Consider the following 17,738-nt stretch of genomic DNA (forward strand, 5'->3'; position numbering starts at 1 on the left):
AAACACCCAACCGGGTGAGTTGAAAGATTCCTCGTGGCAAGGGAAAAGATCTCCGGCGAAGGCCGGTCACTGGTTCAGGTCGGTCCTCAACGCCGCGGCTCCGCGCAGGTACACGTGTTTGACCGACGACCGCGGCAGGTCCGTCTCGACGTGCGCGAGCAGGCGGATGACGCGCGGCATCGAGCCCGGCACGGCGATCTCGGTCGCGGACAGCAGCGGCACGTCGGACAGGCCCGCCTGGCGGGCGGCGTAGGCGGGGAACTCCGACACCAGGTCGGGTGTGGCGGTGAGGACGACGCTGATCAGGTCGTCCGGGGTGAGGCCGTTGCGGGACATGACCTCCCGCACCAGTTCGGCGGTGGCCTCCAGCAGCAGCTCCCGCTTGTCCTCGTCGATCTGCGTGGCACCTCTGACCGCTCGCACCGCCATACGACCGACAGTAGCTTTCAGCGGACGTCGTCGCCCACCACGATGTTGGGGTAGCGCAGGGTGAGGTCCAGCAGCTTCACCACGTAGACCGCCCACCCGCCGCCGAGCAGCACGAGCCGGCGTTCCCGCAGCGCCGCGGCCGTCTCGATGAGCACGTGCAGGCCGCTCGACCCGATGAACGTCAGGTCGGTGAAGTCGACCACCACGTCGCCGTCGCCGGACGCGCAGGCCAGCTCCAGCTCCGACCGGAGCAGGCCGCTCGTGTTCAGGTCGACCTCGCCGGTGAGCGCCACGGACGCTCCCCGGCGGCGCACCTCCAGCAAGCCTGGCTTCGGTTCCATGCGGTGCCTCACGGGTCTGGCGGCGGTGTCGCCGGTCTCGGCAGTGGAGCATCGGCCGTTCCGGCTGCCACCTCGATCGCCGGAACGGCTACACCCGCCTGACCGCGAACCTGGCCTCCCACCATGAGACGCCGGCCCGTCCGCCACCAGGGCCGGAGGGCTCTCCCAGGACCCAGGGACCCGTCAGGCCGTCAGGTCGGCCAGCAACAGCCCGCTGCGCGGTTTCGGGGTGAAGTACGTGCTCTTGCGCGGCATCTTCGTTCCGGCCAGCACTTCTCCCAGCGGCACCGGCGCGATCAGCAGCACCGCCTCGGCGTCCACCGCCGGGTCCACGACCGGCCGCACGAACGGGCTCTCCGGGTCCAGCCCTAGCGCGGACTCCAGCAGCAACGACTCCACGACGGCGTGGTCGATCCCCCGCCCGGCGGGCAGTTCGACGCGCAGCACGTCGTCGACGCAACGCACGACGACGACACCCGGTTCCGGGTCGACGACGTACGGCAACGACGACACCTTCAGCCCTGCCCGTTCCCACGCCGCCACCAGATCGGACGCGGCCAGCCCGGTACCGCTCAGAGCGCGGTGGATCGGACCAACCCGCACACCAGGCCCAGAAGTGACGAGTGCCAGCAGACCGGACAAACCCGCCGAACGTGCCGCCGCCACGCGGTGGTTGCCGTCCGCGACGAGCAACGGGTGCGCGCCCGCCGCCTCCAGGAAGGCGTCCTGCTCCGGACCCGGCCCCACCAGCCACAGCCAGTGCCGCCGCCCGCCCGAGTCCACGACGGACGCCGCCGGTTCGCCGGTCATCCCGAGCACGAGCGGCGTCAACGCGTCGTGCGGTGTCACCGGCACCAGCATCGCCGCGCTCGTCGCGATGCCCAACGAGGCCAGGACCTGGCCGCGTTCCTCGACCACATCGGGATAAACGTCCTCGGTGTGCGCGATGGCGTCCGGGTCCACCAGGCACAGCAGCCCGCACGCCGTCCCGTCCGGACCGTCCACCCGGTACGGCGCGACGACGTCGGTGACCTCCCGGTAGGCACGGCGGATCAACGCCGCGAGCTCGGCGCGGGCGTGCGGCAGGGCGTCGAGCAACCCCGTCCCCGCGGCCAGCGCGGCCGGTGTGCGGTGGGGGTGCTGGACGGCCAGCAACGTGCCGTGCGGGGCCCTCGCGAGCGCCCCGATGACCTGCCCTGCCTCGGCGAACTCGTCGACGTCCGGACCAGGTACGCGATCACGCACCACCCACCCCCGGCGTACCGGGCCAACTGGAGGAAACATGGTCGTATCATCGACGGCGTGAACGTAGAGATCACGCCCCTGCCGGGTATCGGTACGCGTCAGGACTTCATGATCCGTGCCGGCCGCCGCGTCGGGGTGATCACCTACCGGGACGGCAAGTTCGAGCTCATCCTGTCGAAGGCGGACGACCCCGACTCCTGCACGGCGTCGATCCCGCTGTCGGCGGAGGAGGCGAACACGCTCGCGGGCCTGCTCGGCGCGCCTCAGCTCGTCGCTCACCTGCGCGAGGAGCACCGCGACATCGCCGGCATCACCACCCGGCAGCTGCCGGTCACGGCGTTCGCGAACCGCACGCTCGGGGAGACCGCCCTGCGCACGAGGACCAGTGTGTCCATCGTGGCCGTGGTGCGCGCCGGCAACGCCCACCCGTCCCCCGGTCCCGACTTCCTGTTCGAGAACGGCGACCTCGCGGTCGTCGTCGGCACCGCGGAGGGCCTCGACTCCGCCGCCGAGATCCTCCACGGCGGTTAACAACAGTGCACGAGACGACAATCGCCATCATCCAGCTCGGCGCGGTCTTCTTCGGTCTCGGACTTCTGGGCCGCGTCGCACGGAGGGTGGGCATCTCGCCGATCCCTCTCTACCTCATCGGCGGCCTCTGCTTCGGCGCGGGCGGGTTCGTCCCGCTGCACGGAATCGAGGAGTTCTCACACCTCGCCAGTGAGATCGGCGTGGTGCTGCTCCTGCTGCTGCTCGGCCTGGAGTACTCGGCGGCCGAGCTGACCACGGGCCTGAAGCGCTCGTGGATGGCGGGAGTGCTCGACCTGGTGCTGAACGCGGCACCGGGCGCCATCGCGGCCTTGCTGCTCGGCTGGGGCATGGTCGGCGCGCTCGCGATGGCGGGCGTCACCTACATCTCGTCGTCCGGCATCGTCGCGAAGGTCCTCGGCGACCTGGGCCGGCTGGGCAACCGCGAGACGCCGGTGATCCTGTCGGTCCTGGTGTTCGAGGACCTGGCGATGGCCGTGTACCTGCCGGTGCTCACGGCCGTGCTGTCGGGCGTGAGCTTCCTCGGCGGTCTCACGTCGGTCGGCATCTCGCTGCTCGCCATCACCGTCGTGCTCGTGGTGGCCCTGAAGTACGGGCGGATCATCTCGGCCGTTGTGGACAGTCCCGACCACGAGGTGTTCCTGCTCAAGCTGCTCGGCTCGGCCCTGCTGGTCGCGGGCATCGCCTCGCAGCTGCAGGTGTCGGCGGCGGTCGGCGCGTTCCTGCTCGGCATCGCGATCTCCGGCTCGACGGCGGAGAACGCGACGCGCCTGCTGGAGCCGCTGCGCGACCTGTTCGCCGCGATGTTCTTCGTGGTGTTCGGCCTGAACACCGACCCGCGCACCATCCCGCCGGTCCTCGGGATCGCGGTGGCGCTGGCGGTCGTCACGACGGTCACGAAGATCGTCACCGGCTGGTGGGCGGCACGCCGTCAGGGCATCGGCAAGATGGGACGCATGCGTGCCGGTGTGGCGCTCGTGGCGCGCGGGGAGTTCTCCATCGTCATCGCCGGTCTCGCCGTGGCGTCCGGCCAGGTGGACGGACAGCTGGCCGCCTTGGCTACCGCTTACGTGCTTTTGATGGCCGTTCTCGGGCCGATCGTGTCCAAGTACGTTGAGCCGATCGGTGAATTCTTCCAACGGAGACGGCAGATGGCCTGAAACAACCGCCCCGATGTGACGACTCTCTAGTAAGGGCTATCGGAGAGTAGGGGGCCAGCCATGACCGAACCCGCGGAAGTGGAGACCACGGGCCGTTTCCTGGTGCTGTTGCAGGAGGACGCGGTCGACGAAGGGGTGGCCGAGCTCGGCGCGATCGCCGGGTTCGACCCGAACAGCGGTGACCTGGACACCGAGCAGGTGCAGGTGTTCCCCGAGCTGGGCGTCGCGGTCGTGACCGCGGACCCGAACGTTCTCAGGGAGCTGAACGGCGCCGCGGAAGGCACCGGCCCGGTTCAGATCGTGGAGCCCGAACGCGTCGTGCACGCGTTCGCGGCCCCGGTGGAGGAGCTGGAGCCGTCCGCCGACGAGTCGGTGACGACGTGGGGCCTGCAGGCGGTGGGCGCGGACGTCAGCACGGCCACCGGCAAGGGCATCAAGGTCGCCGTGCTCGACACCGGCTGGGAGCAGAACCACCCGGACTTCACCGGCAGGGCCATCACGACGCAGTCGTTCATCACGGGCGAGAGCGTGCAGGACGGCCACGGCCACGGCACGCACTGCATCGGCACGGCGTGCGGCCCGCGCAAGCCGTCCACGCTGCCCGGCTACGGCGTCGCGTACGAGGCGGAGATCTTCGCGGGCAAGGTCCTGTCGAACGCGGGCTCCGGCTCCGACGGCGGCATCCTGGCGGGCATCGACTGGGCCGTGGCGAACGGCTGCGCCATCATCTCGATGTCGCTGGGCGCCGACGTCCCGGCGGGCACGCCGTACTCGCAGATCTACGAGACGGTCGCCCAGCGCGCCCTGGCGAAGGGCACGCTCATCATCGCCGCCGCGGGCAACGCCTCGTCCCGCCCGGGCCGGGTGGCCCCGGTGGGCCACCCGGCCCGCTGCCCGAGCATCATCGCGGTGGCCGCCATCGACGTGAACCGGGCCATCGCCTCGTTCTCGTCGGGCACCGTCGACAAGATCGGCCAGATCGACGTGGCGGCCCCCGGCGTGGACGTCTACTCGTCGTTCAAGCTCCCGGAGAAGTACCGCCGCCTGCGAGGCACGTCGATGGCGACCCCGCACGTCTCGGGCGTGGCGGCCCTGATCGCCGAGAAGACCGGCGCCAGGGGCCACGAGCTGTGGTCGCGCCTGGCCTCCACGGCCCTGCGCCTGCCACTGCCGTCCACCGACATCGGCGGCGGGCTAGTCCAGGCGCCATGACCTCCTCGGTGGACCAGGTGATGGTCTCCGTGGCCGAGGGCAGCCTCCCGAAGGTCCTGAACGACCTGAGGGAGGCGGGCCTGGTCGTGGACACGGTCCTGGAGGCCCTGGGCGTCATCACCGGAACGGCGGAGGTGCGAGCCATCCCGGCCCTCCAGTCGATCCCCGGCGTGCTCGACGTCGAACGGCAGTGGCGCGTGCAGCTCCCGCCGTACTGACTAGGCTCTGCGTCGACCCCTTTCACCTTTGATCGAACACGTGTTCTACAATTGTGCTCGGGGTCACGTCGTTGCGCAGAGAGGAAACCTGATCGTGTCGGACACGCTCACCGAGGTGCAGGCAGTCGAGACGACCGCCGTGGAGGAAACTCCCGCACCGGCCGCTGAGAAGCCCAAGGCCGAGGCCGAGGCTCCCAAGCCGGTGGAGGCACCGAAGCCGGCCGAGGCCCCCAAGGCCGAGAAGCCGAAGGCGGCCCGCACCAAGAGCACGGCGAAGAAGACCCGCACCGTCGAGCTGACGCTCACGGTGACCGGCACCGCCGAGGGCGAGTGGCAGGCCGACCTGGTCCACGGCACGCAGCGCGTGGTGTCGGGCCTGGTGATCCCGGCCATCGCCGTGGCCAAGGCAGCGAAGGAGCTGCACGCGGACATCGCGGAGGGCATCGAAACGGTGCTCGAGGCGGCGCGCGACCAGCACCGCACCCGCATGGAGGAGCTGGAGGCCGAGCTGGCACGGGTGAAGGCCCAGCTGGCAGAGCTCTCCGAGTAAGCGGTATCGCGAAGGGGGCGGTCCGCACGCTGCGGACCGCCCCCTTCCGTCTGCCGGAGGAAACGTAGGACTCCCGCGTTTCGCGCTACGGCCGCAGGGCCCCCGCGTGCACAGCGAAACGCGAAAGAGCTACACGGACCGGAGAAGGGCGTCCGGCTCGGACGGCCCTTCCGGCACCGTGCTCAGCGGGACGGGTCGAGCAGGAGCTTGCCCGTCGTCTTCCGGGACCGGAGGTCCTCGTGGGCCTGGCGGGCCTCGGAAAGCCCGTACTCCCCGCCCGGAACGGCCTTCAACTTGCCGTCGACGACCAGCTGGAAGAGTTCCGCCATGGCCCGATGAGCCACAGTCCCGTACTCGGCGTCCCGAACCTTCAGGGCGTGCGGCAACCACATACCCGCAACGGTCGTGGAGTGCAGCAGCAACGACCGGGGCTCAACCGCCTGCGGCGCCTCCCGTGAGGCCATGCCATAAAACGCAAGCCGCCCGAACGGAGCCAGCGCGGCCAACGACTGGTCAGTGGTGGCCCCTCCCGTCATGTCGAGCACGACATCGACCCGACGCCCCTCGTTGGCCTCGAGCAGCGCCGCTTTCATGTCCTCGGCACGAGAGTCGATCGCGACATCCGCCCCGAGATCCAACGCCAGCTTGCGCTTGTCATCGGACGAAGCGGTGGCGATGACCCGCCCGGCCCCCCACAACTTGGCCAGCTGCACGGCGATCGTCCCCACCCCACCAGCGGCTGCGTGGACGACGACCGACTCACCGGCCTCCAGGTGAGCGGACTTGCGGAGCAACAACCAAGCCGTGGCCCCCTGCACGATCAACGACAGCGCCGTCAGGTCGTCCACACCATCGGGAACGTCGAACGTGGCGCCGACATGCGCAAGGGCCTTCTCCGCGTACCCACCGGAACTGGTGAGCGCGACAACCCGGCGACCATCGGAAGTCGTGCCGACGACCTCGCCTCCGGGCGTCATCGGCAGCGTCGCCTTCGCCAGGTACGAGTTCTCCGCCTGGTGCGTGTCCGCGTAGTTGATGCCCGCACGCGAGACGTTGATCAGCACCTCGTTCTCGCCGGGGACCGGGTCGGGCAGCTCCGCCTGCTGGAGGACCTCGGGCCCGCCGAACTCGGTGATCTGGATGGCGCGCACGTCAGTTCTCCTCGATGGCGATGGACACGGCGTCCTTGCGGGCGTTCTCGATCGGCTGGCCGTCCTCGGTGCGCGGCCCCGGCGGGTTCTGGAACCGGAAGGTCTCGTACGGGCGGCCCGCCTGCACGAACGTGGCCTCTCCCGTGCCCTCACCCTCCACGATGGACATGAAGGCGTCGATCACGACGGACACCGGGATGATCGGCACGCCGAGCTCGTCCAGGGTGCCGCGCAGCGGCGTGATGATGTCGGTGTCGGCGAACGCCGGGCACAGCACGTTGATGCGGACGTCCGGGTTGCCGCCGGCGAGCGAGCGGACCAGGCCGACGACGGCGGCCTTGTTGGCGCCGTAGACGGGGTCGCCGGGCATCGGCATGAGGCCCGCCATCGAGGCTGTGGCGATGATCTGGCCGCCGCGCTCACGCACCTTGGGCAGGGCGTGGTGCACGCCGTACACGACGCCGTCGAGGTTGATGGCCATCGCACGGCGGTACTTCTCGACGTCGAAGTCCTCACCGAGCGAGCACCCGGTGCCGATGCCCGCGTTCAGGAAGGCGATGTCCAGCCCTCCGAACTCGCTGACGGCCACGTCCACGGCGGCGGCCGAGTCCTCGGGCCGCGTGACGTCGCACCGCACGAAGACGCCGCCGATCTCGTCGGCGACCGCCTTGCCGCGCTCCTCGTCCACGTCGGCGATCACGACGCTGACGCCCAGCGGGGCCAGGCGGCGGGCCGCGGCGGCACCGATGCCGTTCGCCCCTCCGGTGATGAGCGCGACCTTGCCGGTGAGTTCCACGGGAACTGCCTCCTCGCAGCCAGGAAATCTTCGGATAACATTCCGACCAGTCGGTATGGTCGTCCGCACCGCGCTGGACGTCAAGCTGGCGTATCGGTACGTTACTAAGCGCTTGCTTAGCTCACAAACCCCCACGTAAGGAGGACCCGTGGCCGACAGGGTTGCGATCGTCACCGGTGCGGCTCGCGGCATCGGCGCCGCCGTCGCGCAGCGCCTCGCCGCGGACGGCATGGCCGTCGCGTTGTTCGACCTCGACGAGCAGGGTGTGCTCGACGGCGCCGACAAGATCGTCGCGGGCGGTGGGCGCGCGCTCGGCCTCAAGGTCGACGTCGCCGACGAGGACCAGGTCAACGCCGCGGTCGCGCAGGTCGCCGAGCAGCTGGGCGCGCCGACCGTGCTGGTCAACAACGCCGGAGTGCTGCGGGACAACCTGCTGTTCAAGATGTCCTCCTCCGACTGGGACACCGTCATGAACGTGCACCTGCGCGGCGCGTTCCTGATGAGCAAGGCCGTCCAGGCGTACCAGACGAAGGAAGGCTTCGGCCGCATCGTCAACCTCAGCTCCACCTCCGCGCTCGGCAACCGCGGCCAGGCCAACTACTCCGCCGCCAAGGCCGGTCTGCAGGGCTTCACGAAGACCCTCGCGATCGAGCTCGGCAAGTTCGGCGTCACGGTCAACGCGATCGCGCCCGGTTTCATCGCCACCGAGATGACCAAGGCGACCGCCGAGCGGATGAAGATCTCGTTCGACGACTTCATCAAGGGCGCCGCCCAGGCCATCCCGGTCGCGCGCGTCGGCCAGCCCGAGGACATCGCGCACACGGCCTCGTTCCTGGTGAGCGAGGGTGCCGGGTTCGTGTCCGGCCAGGTCGTCTACGTCGCCGGCGGACCGAAGGACTGAGGCGGATGCGCGCGTTCGAGAACATCGCCGAGCTGGTCGCGGCCAAGGGCGAGCACCTCGGGTACGGCGAGTGGCACGAGGTCACGCAGGAGCAGGTCAACCTGTTCGCCGACGCGACGCTCGACCACCAGTGGATCCACATCGACGTCGAGAAGGCGAAGCAGGGCCCGTTCGGTGGCCCGGTCGCGCACGGCTACCTGACGTTGTCGCTGGTCCCGTACCTGGTCAAGGACGTCTACACCGTCAAGAACATCAAGATGGGCGTCAACTACGGCAGCAACAAGGTGCGCTTCCCGCAGCCGGTGCTCGTGGGCGCCAAGGTGCGCGCCGGGGTCGAGCTGCTGGACGTCACCGACATCGCGCTGGGCAAGCAGCTGGTGACCAAGGTCGTCATCGAGATCGAGGGCAGCGAGAAGCCCGCGTGCGTGGCCGAGATCGTCAGCGTCATCGTGCCGTGAGGCTGTGGATCAGCAGGTCCGCGTAGTACTCGGCGAGCCGCCCGGCGGGGATGTCCCCGTCCGGGCGGTACCACGTGCCCAGCTGGTGCAACGAGCCGAAGAAGTAGTACGTCGCCACGTCCGCGGGCACGTCGGAGCGGAACGTGCCGTCGCGCTGCCCCTCCTCGATGAGCCCGCGGAACTTCTCGTGGAACCGCCGCCGCTCGGCCCGCACCTCCCGCTGTTTCTCCTCGGACAGGTGGTTCATCGAGCGGAAGAACACCTTGGCGGCGTCGAAGTCCTCGATGCTCGTGACGATCACGTCGACCGCCGCCTCGCGCAAACGCTTGGTGACCGGCCCGTCCGCCGCGGCGATCTTTTCCAGGTGCTCGGTCTGCAGGCGCAGCAACCGCCCGTAGATCTCGTGCAGCAGGTCGTCCTTCGACCCGAAGTAGTGGTACATGGCGCCTTTGGTGACGCCCGCGCTTTCCACGACCTCCTGCACGGCGACCCGTTCGTAGCCCTTTTCCGCGAACAGGCGGGTGGCGGCATCGATCAGTCTTTCAGGCACGGTCACGTCCCGGAGCGTACCGCCAGAACCAGGAGATTCGAGGCAATGATCAGTCGCTGGACCGTCGTCGTCGACCGCGACGACCTGACCCGAACCGAAGTGCTGCACGACGAGCTGCCCGTGCTCTCGGACTGCGAGCTGCTGTTACGCGTGGACCTCACCGGTCTCACCGCGAACAACGTCACCTACGCCGTCGTGGGCGACCGCATCGGCTACTGGCAGTTCTTCCCGACCGATGCGAAGAACCGGGGAATCGTCCCGTTGTGGGGCTTTGCCGACGTCGTCGCCTCCACTGTGGACGCGATACCCGAGGGCACGCGCGTCTACGGCTACCTGCCGATGGCGAGCCACCTCGTCGTGCGCGCCCGGCTCACCCACGGCGGTTTCGCGGACGCGAGCGACCACCGAGCCGAGCTGCCCGCCGTGTACAACAGCTACCTCGTCACCACCCGGGACCCGGCCTACGAGGCGGAGCGGGAGGACCTCCAGGTGCTGTACCGGCCCCTGTTCCTCACGTCGTACCTGCTCGCCGACAAGCTGGCCGAGGACGACTTCCACGGCGCCCGCACGGTCGTCGTCTCGTCCGCGTCCAGCAAGACCGCGTTCGGCACCGCGCACTGCCTGCGCGGCAAGGGCGTCCGGCTGGTGGGCCTCACCTCGCCCCGCAACGTGGAGTTCACGAAGAGCCTGGGCCTCTACGACACCGTGCTCACCTACGACGACGCCGTGGACCTCGAACCGTCGGTGTACCTGGACTTCAGCGGCTCGGCCGCGGTGCGCGAGACCCTGCACGCACGGCTCGGCGAGCAGCTGGTGAAGGACGTGTCCATCGGCCTCACGCACCAGACCTCGTCACCGGACCCGCGGTCCGAGTTCTTCTTCGCGCCGGAACAGCTGCGCAAGCGCGTCGCGGACTGGGGCGCGGACGGCTTCGCCCACCGCACGGGCGACGCGCTGAAGGCGTTCACCACCGAGGCCGCCGGATGGGTGGCCGTCACACGGCACAGCGGCCCGGACGGGCTCACGGACGTGTGGCAGTCCGTGCTGACTGGCAAGACGGACCCGGCTCACGCCGACGTGATCACCTTCTGAACAGGTCGCCCTTGGTGGCGGCCAGGAACGCTCCCCAGGCGGGCGCCGCTACGGTGGCGTCCGCCTTGCCCTTGGAGTCGCGCAGACGGGCACCGGAGCCGTCGAGGGCGACCTCAACGCAGTCGCTGTTCTCCGCACCATTGCTACGGCTGCTCTTGTGCCACATGCCGACTCCTACCTCTTGAAGAGATCACCCTTCACCGTGGCGAGGAACGCGCCCCAAGCAGGCGCCGCGACCGTCGCGTCGGCCCTGCCCTTCGAGTCGCGGATACGAGCAGCGGAGCCGTCCAGCGCGATCTCCACGCAGTCGCCGTTGCCGCCGCCGTTGCTGCGGCTGCTCTTGCGCCACACAGCAGACACGTCGATCCCTACCTCTCGGCAGCCAGCCTCCCGATCCACTCGGCTGACTCGTCGGGCGTCAGCGCCAGCTTCGAGAGGTGCTTGAACACCAGCTTACTGGCCTTCACCCGCCCGGTGTCCTCGACGTGTGTGGCTCCCGCTGGGTGCTCGACGTAGAGCACGGACATCTCGCCGGGATAGGCGAAGTCCAGCAACGTGAATGATCCGTTCTGGCCGTCGGTCAGCCCTGCAGCGTCCGGCAGCACCCACACTGTGACATTCGGCAGCAGAGCTGTCCGATTGATGTGCGACAACTGCTGCCCATCCGCGTGGCGAAGTGCCGCCTCCGCGATGACCGCGTGGTATTCGAGGGGCCTGTCGCCGGACAGCCGCTGCTGGCGCCGGGTACGGACAGCGATCTGGTTCTCGATCCACTTCCGGGAATGCTGCACCTGCCACCCGTGGAACACCGCACGCATGTAGTCCTCGGTCTGCAGCAAACCCGGGATGTAGCCGAGCTGGAACGTGCTGACCCGAACCGCGTCATGCTCCAAGCTGAGGTAGCCCTGGTCCTCGATGCCGTACGGGTGCCACCAGCCCTTCTCACTGGCCCGCTCCCACATCTCCACGAACGGCGCTTCCTCCGACACCACCACGCCGTACAGGTCGAGCATCGCCCGCAGCCCGTGGAACTCCGGCAGCTGCCCGTTCTCGATGCGGCTCAGCTTCTGGTAGTTGTAGCGGAGCCGGTGGGCGGCCTCCCGCTGGCTCAGCCCAGCCCGTTCGCGCAGTCTCTTCAACGCCTCGCCGAGGCGCACCTGCCGGAACGTGGGGTCGGACATGTCCCGAACGGTACGGACGAGATCTGACATTCGTGAATCACGGTGGCGAGGTCCCATGAGGACTGTCCCGGTCATGGAGTACGTCCACAGCATCCGGTACCACCGGCGGAGCCAGAACGGCCGGCTCACGCTCGCCTACACCGAGATCGTCACGGATCATGGTTGGTACATAAGGAAAGAAGACGACTGGAAGTCCCGTTACACGACGGCCTGCGCGACCGAGTACCTCACCCGCGTGGCGGCGGAGGCGGGGACGTTCGCCGTGTCCGTGTGGCGGGGCGAGACGCGGGTCTGCACTGTCGGGCTCGACTGGAATCCCTCGAAGAGGTGAACTCAGCGGCGGAGCAGTCCGGCGAGCAGGCCCGCGATGTTGTAGGCGTCGTCGTGGCCGCGGTGGTGCGTGCCGTCCAGGGGTCGTCCGGCGATGCGGAGCGCCTCGGCCATCCCGACCTCGCGCGGCAACGCGTGGGTCAGCGCGAACAGCGTCTTGACGTTCAGGTGCCGTGGGCCGAACGGGTAGGGGACGCCGTAGTCGGCGCATTGTCGTTCGAACATCTTGCGGTCGTAGTCGCCGTACGAGGCCCACACGCGCCGGTCGGAGCGGTAGTCCTTGCGCAGCACCGCGCACGCGTCGGCGAACGACAGGCCGTCCGCCACGTCGTCGGCCGTCAAGGTCGTCAGCCGGGTGCAGAACGGACTGACTGACGACCTCGTCGGCCGCACCAGGACGGACCGCCGTTCGCCTCGCTCCCCCGTCGCCACCGAGAGCGGGCAGATGCCGATCTCGATGATCTCCGAGACCTCGCCGTCCGGACGGGTTCCCTCCCAGCAGGTCGACTCCACGTCGACCACCAGCACCTCGTCGAGCGCTATCACCTGCTGATCGTCCCGCACCTGTCCAGCGGAAATCCGGGGTGCGTCAGACGATCACGGCACCGCCGTCGACGACGAGCGTCTCGCCCGTGACGTAGCCGCCCGCGGGGGAGGCCAGGAAGACCACGGCGGCGGCCAGCTCCTCGGGATCACCCGTTCGCCCGGCGGGCAGGGACGCCTGGACCTTGTCCAGGTACCCCGGCGGGTACTGCTCGGTCATCTCGGAGGCGAAGTAGCCGGGGCAGATGGCGTTGACGCGGATGCCCTTGCGCCCGGTCCACTGCTGCGCGAGGTCGCGCGTCAGGCCGAGCAGGCCCGCCTTCGACGCCGAGTACGCGGCCTGGGGGATGCCGCCGCTCACGAGCCCCAGCACGCTGGAGATGTTGATGATCGAGCCGCCGGAGGTCATGACGGCCGCGGCCGCCTGGGCCATCCAGTAGGCGCCGTTGAGGTTGATGTCCATGACGCCGCGGAACTCCTCCGGCGTCTCGCGCGACGCCGGCACCGCCGACGCGACCCCCGCGTTGTTCACCAGCACGGCGACCGTGCCGAACTCGGCCGCCGCACGGGCGACCTCACGGCAGTCCTCTGGCTTCGACACGTCGGCCTGCACGACCAGGGCGCGCCGCCCGGCCGCCTCCACCAGCGCGGCGGTCTCCTTCAGCCGGTCCGCACGGCGGGCGGCGAGAACGACGTCCGCGCCCGCCTCCGCGAGGCCCTTGGCGAACGCGACACCGAGCCCGGAGGACGCGCCGGTGACGATCGCGACCTTCCCGTCCAGCCGGAACTTGTCGAGAATTCCCACTACTGCAACCTCTCCAGGATGATCGCCATGCCCTGACCACCGCCGACGCACATCGTCTCCAGCCCGAACTGGGCGTCGCGGGCCCGCATGCCGTTGATCAGCGTCGTCATGATGCGCGCGCCGGTCGAGCCGAACGGGTGACCGAGCGCGATGGCACCACCGTGCACGTTCAGCCGGTCGATGTCGATGCCCAGCTCGCGCTGGGAGCCGAGCACCTGCACGGCGAACGCCTCGTTGATCTCCACGAGGTCGATGTCCGAGACGGACATCCCGGCGTGCGCGAGCGCCTGCCTGGTGGCGTCGACCGGGCCGAGGCCCATGATCTCCGGCGACAGGCCGGAGACACCCGTGGACACGATGCGCGCCAGCGGGGTCAGGCCCAGCTCGCGCGCCCGCACGTCGCTCATGATCACCACGGCGGCGGCGCCGTCGTTGAGCGGGCAGCAGTTGCCGGGCGTGACGGTGCCCTCCGGCCGGAACGACGGCTTGAGCGCCGACACGGCCTCCAGCGTCACGCCGGACCGCGGCCCGTCGTCGGTGGAGACCACCGTGCCGTCGGGCAGGGTGACGGGCGTGATCTCGCGGGCGAAGAAGCCGTCCGCGATGGCCTTCTCGGCGAGGTTGTGCGACCGCACGCCGAACTCGTCCTGGTCGTGCCGCGAGATCCCGAGCCGGGTGGCGACGTTCTCGGCCGTCTGCCCCATCGAGATGTAGTAGTCGGGCAGCTGTCCTTCGAGACGCGGGTCGGTCCACGGCGCGTTGGACTCGGCCGTGTCCTTGGTGCGCTGCTGCGCCTCGTCGAACAGCGGGTTGTCCGACGGCACACCGGAGTGCAGGTACCGGGAGACGCATTCCACACCGGCGGAGATGAACGCGTGGCCCTCCCCCGCCTTGATCGCGTGGAACGCCATCCGCGCGGTCTGCACGGACGACGCGCAGAACCGGTTGACCGTGGTGCCCGGCAGCCCGTCGTGCCCGAGCTGCACGGCCACGCGGCGCGCGATGTTCTGCCCGTGCTCGTCCTGCGGTTCGGCGCACCCGAGGTGCAGGTCGGTGATCTCGGACGCCGGGATGTCCCCGAGCGCGGCCGAGACCACCTGCGCGGCCAGGTCGTCCGGCCGCAGCGACACGAGCGAGCCCTTGCGGGCACGGCCGATCGGCGACCGGGCGGTGGAGACGATGACGGCTTCGGTCATGGTGTTCTCCCTACAGGCCCAGGTCGCGGCCGATGAGTTCCTTCATGATCTCGTTGGAGCCCGCCCAGATCTTCGTGACGCGGGCGTCCATCCACGCGCGGGCGACGCGGTACTCGGTCATGTAGCCGTAGCCGCCGTGCAGCTGCACGCAGGCGTCGATGACCTCGTTCTCGATGTCGGCGCTCCAGTACTTCGCCTGCGCCGCCTCGACCGCGGTCAGCTCGCCCTTGACGTGCTGCATCGTCAGGTTGTCGACGAACGCCTGCGTGACGTCGAGCTTGGTGCGCAGCTCCGACAGCAGGAACTTGTTGTGCTGGAACTTGCCGATCGCCTGGCCGAACGCCTTGCGCTCCTTCACGTACTCGAGCGTCTCGTCGAAGATGCCCTGCGCGTGCGCGAGGTTCGAGATGGCGGCGCCGATGCGCTCCTGCGGCAGGCGCTCCATCATGTAGATGAAGCCCTGGCCCTCCTCGCCGATCATGTTCGCGGCGGGCAGCCGGACGTCGGAGAAGAACAGCTCCGCGGTGTCGGACGGGTGCTGGCCGACCTTGTCGAGCTTGCGGCCGCGCTCGAAGCCGGCCATACCGGTCTCGACGGCGAACAGCGTGATGCCGCGCGCACCCTTCGACGGGTCGGTGCGGGCCGCGACGACGATCATGTCGGCGGTGTAGCCGTTGGTGATGAACGTCTTGGAGCCGTTGAGGATCCAGTCGTCACCGTCGCGCACCGCGGTGGTCTTGAGCGCGGCGAGGTCGGAGCCGCCGGACGGCTCGGTCATCGCGATGCCGGTCTTGAGCTCGCCGGTGCACATGCCGGGCAGCCAGCGCTGCTTCTGCTCCTCGGTGCACAGGTCGACGATGTACGGCGCCACGACGTCGCCGTGGATGCCGAAGCTCGACGCGACCGCGGCGTTGACGCGGCACAGCTCCTCGGCGAACACCGTGTTGAAGCGGTAGTCGTTCGCCCCGCTGCCGCCGTACTCCTCGGGGATCTCCAGGCCGAGCAGGCCCTGGCGACCGGCCTCGAGCCACACGTCCCGGTCGATCACCCGCTCCTCGATGAACTTCTCGATGTTCGGGGTGACCGTGCGCTCGACGAACGCCTTCGCCGACTCCCGGAACGCGGCGTGATCCTCGTTGAACAGCGTTCGCTGCACCACTACCTCCATACTAAGCGGTTGCTTAGCGCTAAGCGCACGCTTAGCGTGCAGTACGATTCCATGCGCTGTCAACACGCGAGGAGCGGCCCGATGACCACGACCGGACTGGACGAGTTCGCGCTGCTCGACGAGACGTGGCACGCGATCACGCCGGAGGCCGCGCGCCGCATGCTGATCGCCGCCGCGCACGCGTTCGCGGGCAAGGGATATCACGCCACGACCACCAGGGACATCGCCGCGCTCGCGGGAATGTCCCCGGCGGCGGTGTACATCCACTACCGGTCCAAAGAGGAGCTTCTCTTCAACATCTCACTCGTCGGACACGAGACGTCACTCGCCGTGCTGACGCGCATCGAGGGAGGCGACGCGGCGGAGCGGCTGCGGAACGCGGTGGCGGCGTTCGCGGGATGGCACGCGGAGCACCACACGACGGCACGGGTGGTGCAGTACGAACTGAGCGCGCTCACGCCGGAGCATCACGCGGAAGTGGCGGAGCTGCGCAGGCAGATCGAGCGCACGATGCGGTCGTTCATCGCCGACGGCGTCGAAGAGGATGTGTTCGAGGTGCCGGACCTCAAGGGCACCACGCTGGCCGTGCTGTCGCTGTGCATCGACGTCGCACGGTGGTACCAGCCGGGAGGCAGGCGGACCCCGGACGAGATCGGCGCGATGTACGCCGACCTCGTCCTGAGGATGGTCCGGCCTACCTGACCGATTTCTTGCCGTACATCCCCGCGACGACCGAGACGCCGACCGCGGCGAGCACGAGCTGCACGATCACCTCGATCCAGTCGATGCCGGGGGTGTCCTCCACACCGAGCAGGCGCGCGATCCACGTCCCGACGAACGCCGCCACGATGCCGACCAGGATGGTCAGCCAGATCGGGATGTTCTGCTTGCCCGGCGCGAGCAGCTTGCCGAGCAAACCCAGGATCAGACCGATGACGAGCGCACTGATGACACCGCCGACCGACATGACCGTCTCCTCCCGCCACTCCCCGGGGCACCCCGGGGATCTCACGGGCATCATCCAGCCACAGTGGACGGTTCGCAGCGCGAGAGCTACCAGCGGCTTCCGCTGACCTGGCTCATCCACTGGTTGATGGTCGCGGTCCAGTCCGTGCCCACCGCCTGCTGGTGGGACACGGCGAACCGGCCGTACACGTCGCCGCCCGACCGGAGCAGCCCGGCGCGCTTGTCGGCCTCCAGGATCACGTGCAGTTCACCCGGTGTGGTGACGAACGTCAGCTCGACCTGCTTGAGACGGCCCGCGAACTGCGGCGGCGGGTAGAACTCGATCTCCTGGTAGAACGGCAGCTGCTGCGGCACGCCGTAGATGCGGCCCTTCTCGTTGTCCGCCTTGGTGAAGCGGAAACCCATGTGCCCGAACGCCTGGAGCACGGCGTCCTGCGAGGGCAGCGGGTGCACCCAGATCGGGTCGAGGTCGCCGGGGTCGAGGGCGCCGCGGACCTCCAGCTCGGTGCGCAGGCCGAGCTGCATGCCGTGCAGCTGCATGCCGCCGACGACGTTGATCGGGCACTCGAACGGCACCGGGACCTGGAACGGCAGCGTGAGGTTCTGGTGCGGCTGGGCGAGGATGCGCTGGCCCACGGAGAACTTGTGGAACTCCATGTTGGTGTTGTACTCGTTGTCGCCGCTCTCGACCTCGACGCGGGTCAGGAGCGCGAGCGTGACGTGGTCGATCTCGGCGGGGTGGTCGCCGCCGGCGATCCGCACCTCACCGGACAGCACCTCACCAGGGCGGACGTTCGGGTTGGTGAGCACCGTGTCGACGGTCGGCCCGCCCACGCCGAACGCGCGCATCATCCTCTTGAACACCACTGCGGCCTCCTGAAGCCCTTCGGTTGGCGG

The 17,738-nt window shown here is 69.2% G+C and carries 25 protein-coding genes; 10 read left to right on the plus strand and 15 right to left on the minus strand.

Translation table 11 applies throughout. The features are described from left to right. Window positions 1-66: 66 nt before the first annotated feature. The 3 genes from aroH to BLT23_RS27745 all read right to left on the minus strand — a co-directional run bounded on the left by aroH (window position 67) and on the right by BLT23_RS27745 (window position 2,054). Window positions 67-429 carry a chorismate mutase gene (gene aroH, locus BLT23_RS27735; RefSeq protein ID WP_090054061.1) on the minus strand — a complete coding sequence of 121 codons (363 nt, stop codon included), beginning with the start codon at window positions 427-429 and terminating at the stop codon, window positions 67-69. A 17-nt stretch (window positions 430-446) separates the two neighbouring features. Continuing rightward, window positions 447-770, minus strand: a complete 324-nt coding sequence (locus BLT23_RS27740) for an STAS domain-containing protein (protein WP_090054064.1) — start codon at window positions 768-770, stop codon at window positions 447-449. Between the two features lie 183 nt (window positions 771-953). Beyond that, on the minus strand, window positions 954-2,054 hold the full coding sequence (locus tag BLT23_RS27745) for a DUF1015 family protein (RefSeq protein ID WP_090054065.1): 1,101 nt from the start codon (window positions 2,052-2,054) through the stop codon (window positions 954-956). A gap of 18 nt (window positions 2,055-2,072) precedes the next feature. Here BLT23_RS27745 and BLT23_RS27750 point away from each other — a divergent pair, with 18 nt between their 5' ends. From BLT23_RS27750 to BLT23_RS27770, 5 genes are all read left to right on the plus strand, one after another. Beyond that, the gene (locus BLT23_RS27750; RefSeq protein ID WP_090054067.1) at window positions 2,073-2,546 is read left to right on the plus strand and encodes a cation:proton antiporter regulatory subunit; all 474 of its coding nucleotides are present in this window, start codon (window positions 2,073-2,075) and stop codon (window positions 2,544-2,546) included. A 5-nt stretch (window positions 2,547-2,551) separates the two neighbouring features. Next, on the plus strand, window positions 2,552-3,724 hold the full coding sequence (locus BLT23_RS27755) for a cation:proton antiporter (protein WP_090054069.1): 1,173 nt from the start codon (window positions 2,552-2,554) through the stop codon (window positions 3,722-3,724). A gap of 60 nt (window positions 3,725-3,784) precedes the next feature. Beyond that, the gene (locus BLT23_RS27760) at window positions 3,785-4,936 is read left to right on the plus strand and encodes a S8 family peptidase (RefSeq protein ID WP_090054071.1); all 1,152 of its coding nucleotides are present in this window, start codon (window positions 3,785-3,787) and stop codon (window positions 4,934-4,936) included. Beyond that, window positions 4,933-5,154: a hypothetical protein gene (locus tag BLT23_RS27765; RefSeq protein ID WP_245744247.1), complete on the plus strand. Its 222-nt coding sequence runs from the start codon at window positions 4,933-4,935 to the stop codon at window positions 5,152-5,154. The genes BLT23_RS27760 and BLT23_RS27765 overlap by 4 nt, the downstream gene beginning before the upstream one ends. A gap of 94 nt (window positions 5,155-5,248) precedes the next feature. Next, entirely contained in the window at window positions 5,249-5,704 is a 456-nt protein-coding gene (locus tag BLT23_RS27770) for a DUF6319 family protein (protein ID WP_245744249.1), read from the plus strand. A gap of 182 nt (window positions 5,705-5,886) precedes the next feature. On the opposite strand, the gene BLT23_RS27775 is transcribed toward BLT23_RS27770, so the two are convergent. Continuing rightward, window positions 5,887-6,855, minus strand: a complete 969-nt coding sequence (locus BLT23_RS27775; RefSeq protein ID WP_090054075.1) for a quinone oxidoreductase family protein — start codon at window positions 6,853-6,855, stop codon at window positions 5,887-5,889. Between the two features lies 1 nt (window position 6,856). After that, window positions 6,857-7,651: an SDR family NAD(P)-dependent oxidoreductase gene (locus BLT23_RS27780; protein ID WP_245744251.1), complete on the minus strand. Its 795-nt coding sequence runs from the start codon at window positions 7,649-7,651 to the stop codon at window positions 6,857-6,859. Between the two features lie 148 nt (window positions 7,652-7,799). On the opposite strand from BLT23_RS27780, the gene fabG reads away from it, so the two are divergent. Both fabG and BLT23_RS27790 read left to right on the plus strand, forming a co-directional pair. Beyond that, window positions 7,800-8,552 (plus strand): 3-oxoacyl-ACP reductase FabG, encoded by a 753-nt coding sequence (gene fabG, locus BLT23_RS27785; RefSeq protein ID WP_090054080.1) that lies wholly within the window; start codon window positions 7,800-7,802, stop codon window positions 8,550-8,552. 5 nt (window positions 8,553-8,557) lie between these two features. Further along, window positions 8,558-9,010, plus strand: a complete 453-nt coding sequence (locus BLT23_RS27790) for a MaoC family dehydratase (RefSeq protein WP_176946955.1) — start codon at window positions 8,558-8,560, stop codon at window positions 9,008-9,010. Here the strand turns inward: BLT23_RS27790 and BLT23_RS27795 are convergent. Further along, a complete protein-coding gene (locus BLT23_RS27795; protein WP_218133916.1) occupies window positions 8,997-9,566 on the minus strand; it encodes a TetR/AcrR family transcriptional regulator in 570 nt (189 codons plus the stop codon). The two genes, BLT23_RS27790 and BLT23_RS27795, sit on opposite strands and share 14 nt — an antisense overlap. A gap of 39 nt (window positions 9,567-9,605) precedes the next feature. Here BLT23_RS27795 and BLT23_RS27800 point away from each other — a divergent pair, with 39 nt between their 5' ends. Then, the gene (locus tag BLT23_RS27800) at window positions 9,606-10,652 is read left to right on the plus strand and encodes a DUF2855 family protein (RefSeq protein WP_090054084.1); all 1,047 of its coding nucleotides are present in this window, start codon (window positions 9,606-9,608) and stop codon (window positions 10,650-10,652) included. Here the strand turns inward: BLT23_RS27800 and BLT23_RS27805 are convergent. Genes BLT23_RS27805 through BLT23_RS27815 form a run of 3 tightly spaced genes read right to left on the minus strand, consistent with a single transcriptional unit; the run spans window position 10,642 to window position 11,833 of the window. Further along, window positions 10,642-10,818: a DUF397 domain-containing protein gene (locus tag BLT23_RS27805; RefSeq protein WP_090054086.1), complete on the minus strand. Its 177-nt coding sequence runs from the start codon at window positions 10,816-10,818 to the stop codon at window positions 10,642-10,644. The genes BLT23_RS27800 and BLT23_RS27805 overlap by 11 nt on opposite strands. An 8-nt stretch (window positions 10,819-10,826) precedes the next feature. Continuing rightward, window positions 10,827-11,012 (minus strand): DUF397 domain-containing protein, encoded by a 186-nt coding sequence (locus tag BLT23_RS27810; protein WP_425434419.1) that lies wholly within the window; start codon window positions 11,010-11,012, stop codon window positions 10,827-10,829. An 8-nt stretch (window positions 11,013-11,020) separates the two neighbouring features. After that, entirely contained in the window at window positions 11,021-11,833 is an 813-nt protein-coding gene (locus tag BLT23_RS27815) for a helix-turn-helix domain-containing protein (protein ID WP_176946956.1), read from the minus strand. A gap of 55 nt (window positions 11,834-11,888) precedes the next feature. On the opposite strand from BLT23_RS27815, the gene BLT23_RS27820 reads away from it, so the two are divergent. Further along, window positions 11,889-12,164: a hypothetical protein gene (locus tag BLT23_RS27820; protein WP_176946957.1), complete on the plus strand. Its 276-nt coding sequence runs from the start codon at window positions 11,889-11,891 to the stop codon at window positions 12,162-12,164. Between the two features lie 2 nt (window positions 12,165-12,166). Here BLT23_RS27820 and BLT23_RS27825 read toward each other — a convergent pair whose 3' ends face one another. Genes BLT23_RS27825 through BLT23_RS27840 form a run of 4 tightly spaced genes read right to left on the minus strand, consistent with a single transcriptional unit; the run spans window position 12,167 to window position 15,863 of the window. Continuing rightward, the gene (locus BLT23_RS27825; protein WP_245744253.1) at window positions 12,167-12,727 is read right to left on the minus strand and encodes a 3'-5' exonuclease; all 561 of its coding nucleotides are present in this window, start codon (window positions 12,725-12,727) and stop codon (window positions 12,167-12,169) included. A 25-nt stretch (window positions 12,728-12,752) separates the two neighbouring features. Beyond that, complete coding sequence (locus tag BLT23_RS27830) at window positions 12,753-13,511, minus strand: SDR family NAD(P)-dependent oxidoreductase (protein WP_090054093.1); 759 nt, start codon at window positions 13,509-13,511, stop codon at window positions 12,753-12,755. Continuing rightward, complete coding sequence (locus BLT23_RS27835; protein ID WP_090054095.1) at window positions 13,511-14,707, minus strand: acetyl-CoA C-acetyltransferase; 1,197 nt, start codon at window positions 14,705-14,707, stop codon at window positions 13,511-13,513. The genes BLT23_RS27830 and BLT23_RS27835 overlap by 1 nt, the downstream gene beginning before the upstream one ends. A gap of 10 nt (window positions 14,708-14,717) precedes the next feature. Continuing rightward, a complete protein-coding gene (locus BLT23_RS27840; RefSeq protein WP_090054325.1) occupies window positions 14,718-15,863 on the minus strand; it encodes an acyl-CoA dehydrogenase family protein in 1,146 nt (381 codons plus the stop codon). A 93-nt stretch (window positions 15,864-15,956) separates the two neighbouring features. Here BLT23_RS27840 and BLT23_RS27845 point away from each other — a divergent pair, with 93 nt between their 5' ends. Continuing rightward, on the plus strand, window positions 15,957-16,577 hold the full coding sequence (locus BLT23_RS27845; protein WP_090054097.1) for a TetR-type transcription factor C-terminal domain-containing protein: 621 nt from the start codon (window positions 15,957-15,959) through the stop codon (window positions 16,575-16,577). On the opposite strand, the gene BLT23_RS27850 is transcribed toward BLT23_RS27845, so the two are convergent. After that, window positions 16,570-16,842, minus strand: coding sequence for a GlsB/YeaQ/YmgE family stress response membrane protein (locus BLT23_RS27850; protein WP_090054099.1), 273 nt, complete (start codon window positions 16,840-16,842; stop codon window positions 16,570-16,572). The genes BLT23_RS27845 and BLT23_RS27850 overlap by 8 nt on opposite strands. Before the next feature lie 86 nt (window positions 16,843-16,928). After that, a complete protein-coding gene (locus BLT23_RS27855) occupies window positions 16,929-17,708 on the minus strand; it encodes a sporulation protein (RefSeq protein ID WP_090054101.1) in 780 nt (259 codons plus the stop codon). Window positions 17,709-17,738 lie beyond the last annotated feature (30 nt).

Source organism: Lentzea fradiae (assembly GCF_900100955.1).
In the GTDB taxonomy this organism is placed as follows: Bacteria; Actinomycetota; Actinomycetes; order Mycobacteriales; family Pseudonocardiaceae; genus Lentzea; species Lentzea fradiae.

What these genes read in the sequence shown, in the direction of transcription:
- aroH (WP_090054061.1), bottom strand. Translation starts at nt 429, where the DNA reads ATGGCGGTGCGAGCGGTCAGAGGTGCCACGCAGATCGACGAGGACAAG.
- BLT23_RS27740 (WP_090054064.1), bottom strand. Translation starts at nt 770, where the DNA reads ATGGAACCGAAGCCAGGCTTGCTGGAGGTGCGCCGCCGGGGAGCGTCC.
- BLT23_RS27745 (WP_090054065.1), bottom strand. Translation starts at nt 2,054, where the DNA reads ATGTTTCCTCCAGTTGGCCCGGTACGCCGGGGGTGGGTGGTGCGTGAT.
- BLT23_RS27760 (WP_090054071.1), top strand. Translation starts at nt 3,785, where the DNA reads ATGACCGAACCCGCGGAAGTGGAGACCACGGGCCGTTTCCTGGTGCTG.
- BLT23_RS27765 (WP_245744247.1), top strand. Translation starts at nt 4,933, where the DNA reads ATGACCTCCTCGGTGGACCAGGTGATGGTCTCCGTGGCCGAGGGCAGC.
- BLT23_RS27790 (WP_176946955.1), top strand. Translation starts at nt 8,558, where the DNA reads ATGCGCGCGTTCGAGAACATCGCCGAGCTGGTCGCGGCCAAGGGCGAG.
- BLT23_RS27800 (WP_090054084.1), top strand. Translation starts at nt 9,606, where the DNA reads ATGATCAGTCGCTGGACCGTCGTCGTCGACCGCGACGACCTGACCCGA.
- BLT23_RS27805 (WP_090054086.1), bottom strand. Translation starts at nt 10,818, where the DNA reads ATGTGGCACAAGAGCAGCCGTAGCAATGGTGCGGAGAACAGCGACTGC.
- BLT23_RS27815 (WP_176946956.1), bottom strand. Translation starts at nt 11,833, where the DNA reads ATGTCCGACCCCACGTTCCGGCAGGTGCGCCTCGGCGAGGCGTTGAAG.
- BLT23_RS27820 (WP_176946957.1), top strand. Translation starts at nt 11,889, where the DNA reads ATGAGGACTGTCCCGGTCATGGAGTACGTCCACAGCATCCGGTACCAC.
- BLT23_RS27835 (WP_090054095.1), bottom strand. Translation starts at nt 14,707, where the DNA reads ATGACCGAAGCCGTCATCGTCTCCACCGCCCGGTCGCCGATCGGCCGT.
- BLT23_RS27845 (WP_090054097.1), top strand. Translation starts at nt 15,957, where the DNA reads ATGACCACGACCGGACTGGACGAGTTCGCGCTGCTCGACGAGACGTGG.
- BLT23_RS27850 (WP_090054099.1), bottom strand. Translation starts at nt 16,842, where the DNA reads ATGTCGGTCGGCGGTGTCATCAGTGCGCTCGTCATCGGTCTGATCCTG.